The 12,207-nt window shown below is 68.6% G+C and carries 11 protein-coding genes; 6 read left to right on the forward strand and 5 right to left on the reverse strand.

Features of this window, described 5'->3' with window-relative positions; genetic code table 11:
• Positions 1-1,983: S9 family peptidase (locus tag LJE69_RS09190; RefSeq protein ID WP_296924143.1), on the forward strand; the 1,983-nt coding region annotated here is incomplete at its 5' end.
• Here LJE69_RS09190 and LJE69_RS09195 read toward each other — a convergent pair.
• The 4 genes from LJE69_RS09195 to LJE69_RS09210 form a co-directional block, all read right to left on the reverse strand.
• Positions 1,980-3,155 (reverse strand): putative zinc-binding peptidase, encoded by a 1,176-nt coding sequence (locus LJE69_RS09195; protein WP_296924145.1) that lies wholly within the window; start codon positions 3,153-3,155, stop codon positions 1,980-1,982. The two genes, LJE69_RS09190 and LJE69_RS09195, sit on opposite strands and share 4 nt — an antisense overlap.
• A 195-nt stretch (positions 3,156-3,350) precedes the next feature.
• Positions 3,351-4,016: a 3'-5' exonuclease gene (locus LJE69_RS09200; RefSeq protein ID WP_296924147.1), complete on the reverse strand. Its 666-nt coding sequence runs from the start codon at positions 4,014-4,016 to the stop codon at positions 3,351-3,353.
• 136 nt (positions 4,017-4,152) lie between these two features.
• Entirely contained in the window at positions 4,153-6,081 is a 1,929-nt protein-coding gene (locus LJE69_RS09205) for a DUF294 nucleotidyltransferase-like domain-containing protein (protein WP_296924149.1), read from the reverse strand.
• A 196-nt stretch (positions 6,082-6,277) separates the two neighbouring features.
• Positions 6,278-8,590, reverse strand: coding sequence for a 5'-nucleotidase C-terminal domain-containing protein (locus LJE69_RS09210; protein WP_296924151.1), 2,313 nt, complete (start codon positions 8,588-8,590; stop codon positions 6,278-6,280).
• Positions 8,591-9,053: 463 nt separating this feature from the next.
• On the opposite strand from LJE69_RS09210, the gene LJE69_RS09215 reads away from it, so the two are divergent.
• From LJE69_RS09215 to LJE69_RS09225, 3 genes are read left to right on the forward strand one after another with little or no spacing between them, the layout of a single operon-like run.
• Complete coding sequence (locus LJE69_RS09215) at positions 9,054-9,278, forward strand: hypothetical protein (protein ID WP_296924153.1); 225 nt, start codon at positions 9,054-9,056, stop codon at positions 9,276-9,278.
• Complete coding sequence (locus LJE69_RS09220) at positions 9,275-9,745, forward strand: MerR family transcriptional regulator (protein WP_296924155.1); 471 nt, start codon at positions 9,275-9,277, stop codon at positions 9,743-9,745. The genes LJE69_RS09215 and LJE69_RS09220 overlap by 4 nt, the downstream gene beginning before the upstream one ends.
• The gene (locus tag LJE69_RS09225; protein ID WP_296924157.1) at positions 9,738-10,436 is read left to right on the forward strand and encodes a hypothetical protein; all 699 of its coding nucleotides are present in this window, start codon (positions 9,738-9,740) and stop codon (positions 10,434-10,436) included. The genes LJE69_RS09220 and LJE69_RS09225 overlap by 8 nt, the downstream gene beginning before the upstream one ends.
• A 205-nt stretch (positions 10,437-10,641) precedes the next feature.
• On the opposite strand, the gene LJE69_RS09230 is transcribed toward LJE69_RS09225, so the two are convergent.
• Positions 10,642-11,244, reverse strand: a complete 603-nt coding sequence (locus LJE69_RS09230; RefSeq protein WP_296924159.1) for a histidine phosphatase family protein — start codon at positions 11,242-11,244, stop codon at positions 10,642-10,644.
• A 153-nt stretch (positions 11,245-11,397) separates the two neighbouring features.
• On the opposite strand from LJE69_RS09230, the gene LJE69_RS09235 reads away from it, so the two are divergent.
• On the forward strand, positions 11,398-11,676 hold the full coding sequence (locus LJE69_RS09235) for a type II toxin-antitoxin system Phd/YefM family antitoxin (protein ID WP_296924161.1): 279 nt from the start codon (positions 11,398-11,400) through the stop codon (positions 11,674-11,676).
• Positions 11,673-11,942, forward strand: a complete 270-nt coding sequence (locus tag LJE69_RS09240) for a Txe/YoeB family addiction module toxin (protein WP_296924163.1) — start codon at positions 11,673-11,675, stop codon at positions 11,940-11,942. The genes LJE69_RS09235 and LJE69_RS09240 overlap by 4 nt, the downstream gene beginning before the upstream one ends.
• Positions 11,943-12,207 lie beyond the last annotated feature (265 nt).

A 12,207-nucleotide genomic window follows, 5' to 3' on the forward strand; every position in this document is an offset into this window, starting at 1 on the left:
TCAGCCTTGACAGCGATTTTCCTGATGACCACCGCCAACATGACCTCCGCCGCCGACGACAACGCCACGCCCAACGCCGACCTACCGCCGCTGATCCCGCTGGAGGTGCTGTTCGGCAATCCGACCCGCACGCAGGCGCGCATCGCGCCCACCGGCGAGTACCTGAGCTGGCTCGCGCCGTCCGAGCAGGGCGTGCTCAACGTCTGGGTGCAGCCGGCGGACGGGTCGAAGGAGCCCCGCCAGATCACCAACGATACGGTGCGCGGCATCCGCTTCCACGGCTGGTCTGAGGACGGCAAGCGGGTGTTCTACCTGCAGGACCAGGGCGGCGACGAGAACTGGCACCTGTATGCCGTGGACCTCGACGGCGGCGAGACCCGCGATCTGACGCCCTTCGACGGCGTGCGCGCGGAGAACCTCATCACCGACCCCGAGCACCCCCGCGAGCTCCTGGTGGGCCTCAACAAGCGCGACCCGAGCGTCTTCGACATGTACCGCATCGATCTCGTCAGCGGCGAGGTCACGCTCGATACCGAAAACCCGGGCGACGTGCTCGGCTGGCTCACCGATGCCGACTTCCGCATCCGTGCCGCCGAGGCGCAGGACCCGAAGACCGGCGACACCATCATCCGCGTGCGCGACAGCGGCGACGCCCCCTGGCGGGACCTGATCCGCTTCCCGTTCGGCGAGAACGGCGGTGCCTACGACTTCGACCAGTCCGGTGACAAGCTCTTCATCACCAGCTCACTCGGCAGCGACACGACCCGGCTGCTGGCGGTGGACCCGAAGACCGGGAAGACGCTGGAAGAGCTCGCATCCGACGCCAAGAGCGACGTGGACGCCGTCGAGGTTCACCCCACCGAGCACCGCATCCAGGCGGTGGAGTTCGACTACCTGAAGCCCGAGTGGACGCTGCTGGACGAGAGCCTGAAGCCGGACTTCGACTACCTGCGCGGCGTCGCCGACGGCACGCTGTCCATCGCCGACCGCACCCTCGCCGACGATCGCTGGATCGTCGCCTACCAGCCGGATGACGGTCCCGTCAGCTATTACCTCTACACCCGCCAAGGCGAGAACAGCCCGCGGCAGGCGAAGCTCTTGTTCGTCACCCGCCCGGAGCTGAACGAGTACCGGCTGGCCAACATGCGCCCGGTGGAGATCACCGCCCGCGACGGGCTCACCCTGCCCGGCTATGTCACCCTGCCCGCCAACGTCGCCGGCGACAAGCCCGCGGCACCGCTGCCCATGGTGCTGCTGGTGCACGGCGGCCCCTGGGCACGGGATCACTGGGGCTACGACCCGCAGGCGCAATGGCTCGCCAACCGCGGCTACGCGGTGGTGCAGGTCAACTTCCGCGGCTCCACCGGCTATGGCAAGGCGTTCCTCAACGCCGGCAACGGCCAATGGGGCGTCGGCGACATGCAGCACGATCTCAGCGATGCCGTCGCATGGGCCATCGGCCAGGGCATCGCCGACCCGAAGCGGGTGTGCATCCTCGGCGGCTCCTACGGCGGCTACGCGGCGCTGGCGGGGCTCGCCTTCACGCCGGACCTCTACGCCTGCGGCGTGGACATCGTCGGCCCGTCCAATATCAAGACCTTGTTCGAGTCCATTCCGCCCTACTGGGCACCGGCCAAGAAGGAGTTGGTGCTGCGCGTCGGCGACGTGGAGCACGACCCGGCCCTGAACCAGCGCATCTCGCCGCTCTTCCACGTGGACCAGATCGACGCCCCGCTGATGGTGCTCCAGGGCGCCAACGACCCGCGGGTGAAGATGGCCGAGAGCGACCAGATCGTCGGTGCCATGCGCGAAAAGGGCCTGCCCGTCACCTACATCGTCTTCCCGGACGAGGGCCACGGCTTCGCGCGGCCGGAGAACCGGCTCGATGCCTTCGCGCACATGGAGCGCTTCCTGGCCAGGCACATCGACGGCCGCGCCGAGCCCGAGCATGCCATCGAGGGCAGCACGGCGGAGGTGCGCTAGCCCCGCACCCGACTCTCACGCGCCACCCGGTGCACATAGGTCAGCTTCTCGATTACGGCCTCTGACAGTACGAAGGGGTACATGTCCGGCTGTCCCATGCTGCGGCTTAAGCTGTTGAGCGCGAAGGTCAGGGGCAGCCAGTCTTCGATGATGGGCGCGAAGTCGTCGATGGTGTAGGGATCGAAGTCCGGGTCCGAGCGCTGCACGGTGCCGTCGCCCAGGCGCCGTGCGATGCGCACGCCGAAGTGCTCGCTGGTCTCCAGCGTGTCCACGATGTGCAGATAGTGGGCAAAGGTCTCCGCCCAGTCTTCCCACGGGTGTGAGGCGGCGTAGGCGCTGACGAAGCGGTTCTGCCAGTCCGGCGGTGGGCCATTGGCGTAGTGGTTGTCCAGCGCCTGGCCGTAGTCCAACCGCTCGTCGCCAAAGACATCCCTGAACGCGTCCAGCCGTGCACCGTCGCGAATCAGCAGATCCCAGTAGTAGTGGGCGATCTCGTGGCGGAAGTGACCGAGCAGGGTGCGGTACTTCTCGTCCATGTCGAGGCGCATGCGCTCGCGCAGCGCCGCGTCCGCCTCGTCGATGTTGATGGTGATGAGCCCATTGTCGTGGCCGGTCATCACGGGCTCCCCGGGCGCGGCGTCCAGGTTGGACAGGAACGCGAAGCCGAGCCCACCCGCCGGGTCCTCCGCCTTGGTGCGCACCGGCAACCCAAGCCGCAGCAGTCCGTAGGCGAGCCGGCGCTTGCTGCGCTCCAAGCGATACCACTTCTCCAGGTTGCCGGGCCGCCCCAGGTTCGGGACCAACTGGTTCGGCCGGCAGGCGGCGCAGAACGCCTCCGCGCTATCGGCCGGCACCATCCAATTGCAGACTTCGTGCTGCTCGTAGTTGGCGCACTTGCGGTAGGCCCTCGGTACCGGCGGCGTCTCGGCGATGGGCGCCGCCGCGGGCGCCGGGTGTCTGCCGAGCCAACGCGCGAACAGGCCGGGTACCGCCACACCCTCGTCAGTCGCGCGCCATGGCGACGGTACGTGCCACAGACCATCGCTCTCCTGCTGCAGCGCGGACAGGCGCAGCCGGTCCGGCAGGAAGCCCAGTGTCGTACCGCAATGGGTGCAGATGGAGTTCTCGAAGTAGACCGGCTGACCGCAGACCTGACAACTGAAGGTGCGCATTGGTGAGGTCCCAGAGAAGGAAACAGGGGCTAGTACAACTGCGCCGAGCAGCGACCGACCACTGGCGCCCAGCACGATATCGAGGAACCTGGTCAAAATCTCTGCTCATTGTTTTGGTCGGATACTCGACCACGACATTAGGAGAAGCGCTGCACCAGTGCACTGGCGCGGAAATGTCGCAAGCATTCGCGCGGCCTACGCGTCTTCCAGTTTCGGCCGCTCCAGCAGCGTGTCCAGGGTACCGCGCCCGTTCCGTGCCGCAAGCCGAAGCAACCGTAGCAGGATCTGCGCGGTCAGAAACGCATCGCCGGGCGCGGTGTGACGGTCATAGGGGGCGATGTCGAAACGCCGGCAGAGCCCGTCCAGAGACAGGTCGTCGAGCGGCGCCTGCCCGGCGAAGGCGCCGTCGGCCTCCAGCAACAGCGCCAGCAGGCCGGTATCGAGGTGCCGGTTCAGCAGGCCGGGCGCCTGGTGGCGCGCCAGGGCCGCGTCGATCATGGCCAGATCATGGCCGATGTGGTGGCCGACGATGACACCGTCGCGCAGGTAGTCCAGCAAGCCGGCGAGTGCCTCGTCCTCGCCGACACCCTCGCGGGTCTCGTCGCGGGTGATGCCGTGTACCAGGGTCGCGGCGGTGTTGTGCAGCACCCGCAGCAGCGCCTCGAAGGTGTCGCCGAGGTCGATCTCGCCACCGCTCACCGCCACGGCGCCGATGCTGACGATGCGATCGCGCCGCGGGTCGAGCCCCGTGGTCTCGCAGTCCAGCACCACGAAGCGCACTTGCTCCGGCGCCGTCGCATCCGGCCAGGTGCCGGTGAAAGCGGCACGATAGGCGGACAGGGCGGAGGTCAATCGAGTCATAGCGCTCACAATTCTGCCGATGCTGCGCCGAGGGAGCGGCCGCTCGTCGGCGATCGCGCGTCCGTCATCGCGCCGGGGACGGCGCTCCCACGGCAACACCGATTCGCGCCGGAGACGGCGCTCCCACGGGGCGGGCTCAACGCCGCGGCGTCAAGCCATAGCGGCGTCCGGTGTACTCCATCAGCCGCAGCACCGTGCGGAAGCCGGACTTGAGCAGATTTTGCTCCAAGCGGGTGAGCTTGGCCGGATCCACCCGACTGCCGTCGGTGCCGGTGGTGTAGCCGGTGCGGGCGCGATGATACAGGGCGGTGCGGAAGGCGGCCGCGGTCTCGCGGATCAGGAGTGCCGCCTCGTCGTCCTCGGGGCTCAGCACCTGGAGCCGGTCCAGGGTCGTCGGTAGCTGTTGGCCGCAGTCCAGCGCCAATGCCCGGGCGATGTCCACCACCGGCTGCAAGGTGGCGCGCTGCAAGTCCAGCACCTCGGTGTAATCCCCCTCGTCGTCTACCACCAGGCCGCGGAAGAAGGTCAGCGGCGGCAGGTTGGCCATGGAGTCATGCAGGAGCAGCGGCACGAACCGCGGGTGACGGGCCTCCTCGCCGTGGATATGCTGCTCCAGGCGATCCACCAGCCGGCAGTCGCCGTGCACGGGACGCATGTCGAACATGGACGTAGCACGGTAGACGCAGCTCTCGATGGGCTCGGCAATCCAGTTGCCGAAAGCGCGCTCCCACTCCCGCACGGAGCGGCAGGCGCTCGGGTGCCCGGCACTGATGGCCTTGGCGCTGGTGACGAAGCCGCACGCTGCCAGCGCCGCGCTGACCCGCCGGCCCAGCTCCAGGAAGTACGCGCGAGCGCTGCGGGCGTGGTCCGGGTCCGGGTCGTCGTAGATGAGGCCGTGGTCGAGGTCGTGCCGGGTGAAGAGCTCGTTGCGGGCCGCCGCGCCGAAGAAGACCCAGCAATGATCGAGATTCGGCGACTCCAGCCCCTGCTCGGCCAAGGCGCCCTCCACCAGCCCCACGGCGCGGCGCAGCACCGCGGCGTTGAAGGCGCCGGCCATGGGCGCGAGCCAGCGTGTGGCGGCCGGCCCGGTGAGACCGGCGGCAAGCACGCGCTCGGCCTGGGCGCGCAGCGCGGCCAGCTCCGAGATGCGCGGCGCGCGGGCCATGTCCTCGATGATGGCGAGCGGCGCGGCGCCCTCCACGCGGGTCAGGTCGCGCCGGGTCAGCACACCGGCGAAGGGGCCGTCGAGACGGCCATTGGCGGTAAGCACCAGGTGATCGGTCTGCCGGATCAACATCTGCGACAGGTAGTCACCCGCCTCCAGCCCGGGCGCCGCCACCGCGTACACGCGGCGCATCAGCTCGCGCGCCGGCGTGTCCGGCGGCAGCCGGCCGCTGGCGACGCGGTCGCTCAGCAGGCGCGGCGTGATGACCCCGAGCGGTGCACCCTGCTCGTCCAGCACCACGGCGGCCTCACACTCCCGCTCCGCCAACAACCGCGCCACCTCGCGCGCCGCCGTCCCGGGAACGCAGGTCACCGGCCGCGCCGGCTGATCCACGGGACGCGACATCCAGTCCACCGGGCGGCGGCCGATGCGCAGCTCGTCGCTACGCTCCTCGCGCAGCTCCAGCGCCGACGGCAGGATGGCGATCGAGAAATAGGTGGCCAGGAAGCGGCTCGCCCGCGGATAGCGCTTCACCGTCTCCCAGAATGCGTCCGCCGGCAGCGCGTAGAGGATCACGTCCGACTCGGCGTGGGCGGTGTAGATGTGCTCGCCGATGCCGAGATAGCGCCCGGTACCGAGCAGGTCGCCCTCGCCGCGCACGTCCCGGAGCTGCTCGGTGCCGTCCTCGCTCTGCTCGGACAGGCGCACCGCCCCTTGCTGGATCACGTAGACGTACGGCTTGAGCCGGCCGCCCTGCATGAACACCACCTCGTCGCGCTCATGGAACACCACGCGCCCAGCGCCCACCAGCGCAAACAGCTCGTCGTCGTCGAAGTACTGGAAAGGCGGCCACCGGCGCAGGAAGTCCACGACCCGGTGAGCAATGCTGGCGGTTTTCAAAACGGGTCGCGTGTGCGGTCGGCTGGTTTTGCGGGACCGTCGATATTAGCCCATGCCAGCACCGCGAGGATGCCGAATCGAGAGGGTTGCGACATTTTCCCGACTTAATGTACGCCGGCAATCGCGGCGAGGACGCCGCTCCCACGGCGACGCGCGTCATGCTCGACGCGATCGCTGGCATTGAACCTGGACAGATTCACGGGACCGGCCGGCGGATCGGCGACGGTTCGGTCTTGTCCTCGAGGCCCAGGTTCTGGCTGCGCGGGTCGTCCAGGGCATCGGTCTCGGCCCGGTCGTAGCCCACCTCGGCGAAGAAGGTGCCCAGGTACTCGGCGAAGGCGTCCTGCTCGCTGCCATCCGCGGCGAAGGTGAACAGGCCGGTGCGCGGGGCGGTGTCGTCTTTCGCCAAGTCGACCCGGTCGGTGCTCGGGAACGGATAGCCGTCGCCGCCGCTGGCCATGAAGTCCAGCGTGACGACGCGGAAGGTGCGGTCCGGGTCGCCCACCAGGCTGCCGTCCTCGACGACGCTGTCGATCACGGCACCGCTGTCGTCGCCCACGGCCAGGGAGCGCACACGGCTGCCGGCGGGCAGGGACGGGTTCCAGCTGAAACGGATGCCGGCCACCTGCGGGAAGCGGCCCTGGGTGTTGGCCGGGTCCAGCGACGACGCCGCGACGCCATGCTCGATGACCGCCTGGAGCTGTGCGGCGGTGAGCGTTACGAGCGTCAGGCCGTTGTTGAAGGCGAGCGCCGACTGGGCGTCGAGCTGACTGACTTCGCCGTGCTCCGGCGGCAGGTAGGTGAGGTCGCTGCGGTCCGTGGAGCCGGGCGGATAGCTCACCTGGCCGATGTCGGCGCGGATGCCGCCGCCGTTCTTGATGGATACCTGCACGCTCGGATCGGTCTGCCGCGCCAGCCACAGATTGGCGTCGGCAGTCAGGTCGCCGAGGTTCGACTCCTCCGTGCGCACGGTACCGCGCCGGCCATCGAGGTAGACCTGGCTCAGGCCCAAGGTGTTGCCATCCAGCGCGTCCACCACCGCGAGCAACTGGTTAGCGATCGCGGTCACCGTCGGGTCGGCATCGGCCGTGCTCAGGCCGTATTCGGCGAGCCGGTCAGCCGTGGTGGCGTAGACGCCATTGACAGCCGTATCCAGGCCGGCCGTGTCGATCAGGCCATCGACACTAAAGTCCGACACCAGGCGGCCCAAGTACTTGTAGTCGCCGTCGGTGTTGACCACGAGCACCGGCTCGCCGTCGGCGGCGGTCAGCTCGACCGGATAGGTGCCCAGACTGGTGTCGCCGGGGCGCAGCACGTCGCTGCTGTCCGACAGCAGGGTGTTGGAGCCGCCGGCCACGATGATGTCGACATCTCGCAGCCTTGGTGCCAGCGCCTTCTCGATGGCGATCTGCTGCATGTGCGCAAGCAGGATGACCTTGTTGATGCCGCGCGCGGTCAGGGCGTCCACCGCGGGCTGGATCTCGGCCGCGAGCGCGTCGAGGTCGGCGGAATCGGTGTCGTCGAAGCTGGCCGGGGCAATGCCGATGCCGCCCGGGCTGGTGATGTTGCCGAGCGCCGGCGTCGTGGCACCGACAACGCCGATGATCTGGCCATTGACGTCGATGGTGGCCCAGCCGGCGAGGCCGTGCGGGATGCTCGCCGCGTCCTGGCCGTTAGCCACGACGAAGGGCGCGGTGCTGGCGTCCGTGCTGAAGTCCAGGTTGGTGCTGACGTACGGGAACCGCGCGCCCGCCCAGGTGCTGCCAGCGTCGGTCGCGGCGCCGATGTCGGCCACGAAGGCCGCCGTGCCCTGGTCCAGCTCGTGGTTGCCCAGGGTGGACGCCTGGAAGCCCATGGCGTTCAGCATGGCCACATCGCCGCGGCCGTTGCCCGGCACGCCGAGCAACGCCGCCAGGCTGTCGTCGGCGGCGGCGCTGTAGCGCGGCCCGGGAATCCAGTTGTCGCCGGAGCTGAGCGTGACGGTGTTGGGATAGGTGGCGTCACCGCGGAAGTGGTTCAGGAAGGCCGAGAAGCCCTTGACGTTCTGCAGCGCCAGGGTCGCGGCGGTGCTGTCGATGTCGGAGGCGTGCAGCAACTGAAGCGCGTAGGGCGTGTCGTCGATCTCCCCGCGCAGCGTCAGCGACGGGTACCCGCGGCCGGCGCGCTGCATCGCGATACGCACGAAGCCGGTGCTGGCGCCGGGCGCCAGACCGTCCCCGGCGGGCTCGACCTCGAAATACGCCTGTCCGCCATCCTCGCCATCGGCGCCCAGGATGCTCAGGGTCGCGCGCTCGACGATGATCCGCAGCGGCCCGGTCAGGGCGTTGCCGCCCCGGTTCACCAGCCTTGCCTCGACGTAATAGGCGCCCTGCGCGCGGTCGTAGAAGAGCCGGCTCTGGGTGACCTCGAGGTCGGTGCGGGTGGTCCAGGTGGCATCGGCGACCGCGGGCAGCATGGCGGCCAGGGCCAGCGCGATGGCGCCGGCGAGCGGGGTCTTGATCGGCTTCATGGCAGTACGACTCCTGATTCGCAGACTGGTGAGACAGACGCCCGCGGCGGCCGGAGAGCAGGCGGAGTCCGCCGATGAGCCGCACCAAATCACCGAAGCCCACTGAGCGGGACGCCCCCTGGAGTTGCCGCCAATCCACCCTGGCGAGATCCTCGCGAGTGAATCCGCAGATGAGTTTCCAACCATCTCGCCAGCCATGTCAGGACTGAACAGCACGGCTGCCCTGGAGGGACTGGAATTTTGTCACTACGAAATGCACGAAACACGCGAAAAAGGGCGCATTTCTACGAGATCAGGCATTTTCGCGCCTTTTGCGTGTTTCGGAGTTGCTCTTCAGAGTGCCCTCCTGGTCGGCGGGAGCCTTGGCGCCCGCGCTGGCGTTGCTCAGCCTGCCCGCCCTTGACAAATATCTCACGTTAACGTTAGAAAATGTCCTCCGCTTTGACTGCCGGAGGATGTACCCATGTCCCGCGACCTGTTGCTGCATATCCAGGAACCCCTCGACGCCGACGCGCGCCGGGCCTTGCTCGCCCATCTGGAGCGCAGTCTGGGGTTGACTGCGCCGTCGCATGTATCCGCTAAACCGCATCTGCTCTTCTGCCCGGCCGACGCGGACCGGGTGCCGCCGCACGTGGTGCTGCAGGCCGTGCGTGAGCGCGGCTACCACGCGCGGCTGGTGGATCTGTGAGCTCGAAGATCGGCGCCATCGCCGAGCGCTTGGGCACGACGGTGCGCACGCTGCGGTTCTACGAGGAGCAGGGGCTGGTGCATCCACGCCGCTCGCCCGGCGGCACGCGCCGCTACGACGCGGAGGACGAGGCCCGCTTCGCCGCCCTGCTGGCGCTCACGCGCCTGGGCTTTTCGCTGGAGCGACTGGCCCTGCTCGCCGGTGTCCGGCCAGGGAGCGACACGGGGGACGCCGCGAGCCGCGAGGTGGCCTCGCAGTTGCGGGCGATGGACTTGGAGCTGCAACAGCAGGCGGAGGCCATTGCAGAGCAGCGGGCCGACATCGCCCGGGCGCAGACGTTCCTCGCGGGCTGCCACGGTTGTACCCGCCGGCCGGTGCGAACGGAGTGCGATGGCTGTGCGGTCAGCGCCGGCAGGGACGGCATCGCGGTGTTGCGGGTGGTCTGGGATGAGCGCCGGCATGACTGAGGCGCGCGCACCCGTGCGCCTGGCCTGTGTCTACCGGCGCAGTTGGCAGGATGGCTTCGGCGCCCGGGGCTGGAAGCTCGCCGACGCCGTCGCGGACCCGGAGATCATTGCGTCCACGGCCGCCACCGGTGAGCGCATCCCGACCTCTGTGTTCGTGCACGACATCCTGGACCATGCCCTGTGCGGTCTCGGCACCAGCGGACACCGCAACGAGGCGGTTGCCCTGCTGCAGCTCGCGGCGCGCACCGGCGCCGATCCGACGCCGGATATCGCGCAGATGGTGGATGAGGACCTGATGCAGGGCCGCGCGGTCGGTGAGCCGCTGCGCTCGTTTCTGCCGCCTGACCTCGCGGCGTTGGTACCCGCGGGAACACATGATGACCGGGATGTCATCGCCACCCTCGCGGCGCAACTGGGCGCGCCGGCGCTGCGGCAACGGCTGATTGCCCGGTTCTTCGAGCTCGGCGAAACGCGGGCAGCCGCAGCGCGTGGGTGTTACCGCAATCACGGGCTCGACCATGCACGCCGAGGCGCCTTGGGGCTCGCGCTGCAAGGACTGCTCGCGTGGGCGGATGCCCTGGCGCAACGCCGGGGCTGGGCAAGCGCCACGGCGACGATCTCGATCACGGAGCGAAGCTGCGGCTTTGCTATCGATACACCGGAGCCGTGCGCCAGGCAGGCCGCCTACTGACGAGACCCCGTCCGTGCCTCCGGGACGGCCAGAGCGCGTTCTGTGGCTGGTGCGCTGGCACGGACGTGCCGCGAGGATCTGTGTCGCCCTGGAGGGCGACACTCCGGCCATCGCGACCCGCGGCCGGAGTATCGGCCTCCAGGTCGACACGGATCAGCGCCGCGAGCGGCTTTGAGAGTGGCCTCGATACTTCCGCATGAGTGCACTAGTCCAGGTGGTGCGTATCGTTCCATCGCAGGATCGCCGGCTCGCTCAGGTTGTGCTCGTAGCCCAGCAGGCTGATGGCGGCCGTGTCCAGCGTTAGGAAGCGGCCATACTCCGGCGGCAGGCCCAGCCAGCAGGCGGCCAGCACGCGGCTGAAATGCCCGTGCGAGAACACCAGTGCGTCGGTGCCCGCGGCGCGCACGGTCTCGACCATGCGCTGGGCGCGGGTGCCCACGTCCGCCGGCTGCTCGCCGTTGGGACAGCCGTCCGTAAACAGCTGCCAGCCCGGCGCCTGTTCATGGATCTCGTCGGTGGTGATGCCCTCGTAGTCGCCGTAGTCCCACTCCATCAGGTCCGGCTCCAGTTGCATCCCCGCGCCGAACCCCGCCAGCTCCGCGGTGCGGGCGGCGCGTTGCAGCGGGCTTGCCAGGACGAGCTCGGGCTCCGCCCCCGGCAGCACCCGCTCCAGCTCGGCGGGCACGCGGCGCGCTTCCCGTTCGCCCCGTTCGGTCAGCGGGATATCGGTTCGGCCGGTGTGCCGATGCGAGCGCGACCACTCGGTCTCGCCATGACGTATCACACAGAGAATCGGTAGGCGTTGCATCGTGCTGTTGCCCTGTTGCTTGTGCCTGCGCCGACTATTGGGCGGCCAGAGACGATGCTCAAGCGGTCAGAGCGAGACCTTCGGCCTCTGGTGCGCCAGCGAGTCGAGGATGGGCGATGTATACTTGTCCAACTTCCTGCTCAGGTCTACCCTATGAAAGTCGTCACCTACTCCCATGCCCGCAACGCGCTGAAGTCGGTGCTCGATGCGGTCGTGCGCGATGCGGACGTGACCGTGATCAGCCGCCGCGACGCCGACGGCGATGCGGTGGTCATGTCGCTGGACCACTACAACAGCCTCATGGAGACGCTGCATCTGCTCTCCACGCCCGCGAACGCCGAGGCGCTCGCGCGCGCGATCCGGCAGGATCGGGACGGGGCGGCACGGCCCCGGCCCCTGATCGATCCGGACACCGATCGAAACGGCACTTGACCGTGCGCGCCATCCGCTTCGTGCCGGACGCCTGGGAGGCGTATCTGTACTGGCAGGGCCAGGACAGGAAGACCCTGAAGCGCATCAACGCCCTGATCGAGGACGCGGCGCGCGAGCCGTTCGCCGGTCTGGGCAAGCCCGAGCCATTGCGCGGCAGCCTTTCCGGCTACTGGTCTCGACGTATCGACGACACGCACAGACTCGTTCATCGCGCGACCGACGAGGATCTGATCGTCATCGGCTGCCGTTTTCACTATGACGGGTAGTACCCCGTTTCAGCCAATTTTGCAGGCGTCAACCGGGGTGAGGCCGGAGCCGAGGAACCGGGTCGAAGTCTCTGCTCGTGGTCGTGGTCGTGGTCGGGTAGTCGATTACGCAACGACAACGACAACGACAACGACAACAAACTTGACTCAACTGCAAGCATTTGGAGCCGTCAAGCAATCTAGTGGAAGTCCCGCGAGGTCACCACCAGCCCGCCGAGCAGGTGCGAGTAGTCCAGCAGCCGCCTGGCCACCAGGTGGGTGACGC

Origin of the sequence: Thiohalocapsa sp. (assembly GCF_022340605.1) — a bacterium.
Taxonomy (GTDB): Bacteria; Pseudomonadota; Gammaproteobacteria; order Chromatiales; family Chromatiaceae; genus Thiohalocapsa.

Excerpts from the sequence above, each read along its gene's own strand:
- LJE69_RS09235 (WP_296924161.1), top strand. The coding sequence starts at position 11,398 with ATGAAAGTCGTCACCTACTCCCATGCCCGCAACGCGCTGAAGTCGGTG.
- LJE69_RS09200 (WP_296924147.1), bottom strand. The coding sequence starts at position 4,016 with ATGACTCGATTGACCTCCGCCCTGTCCGCCTATCGTGCCGCTTTCACC.
- LJE69_RS09230 (WP_296924159.1), bottom strand. The coding sequence starts at position 11,244 with ATGCAACGCCTACCGATTCTCTGTGTGATACGTCATGGCGAGACCGAG.
- LJE69_RS09210 (WP_296924151.1), bottom strand. The coding sequence starts at position 8,590 with ATGAAGCCGATCAAGACCCCGCTCGCCGGCGCCATCGCGCTGGCCCTG.
- LJE69_RS09195 (WP_296924145.1), bottom strand. The coding sequence starts at position 3,155 with ATGCGCACCTTCAGTTGTCAGGTCTGCGGTCAGCCGGTCTACTTCGAG.
- LJE69_RS09225 (WP_296924157.1), top strand. The coding sequence starts at position 9,738 with ATGACTGAGGCGCGCGCACCCGTGCGCCTGGCCTGTGTCTACCGGCGC.
- LJE69_RS09215 (WP_296924153.1), top strand. The coding sequence starts at position 9,054 with ATGTCCCGCGACCTGTTGCTGCATATCCAGGAACCCCTCGACGCCGAC.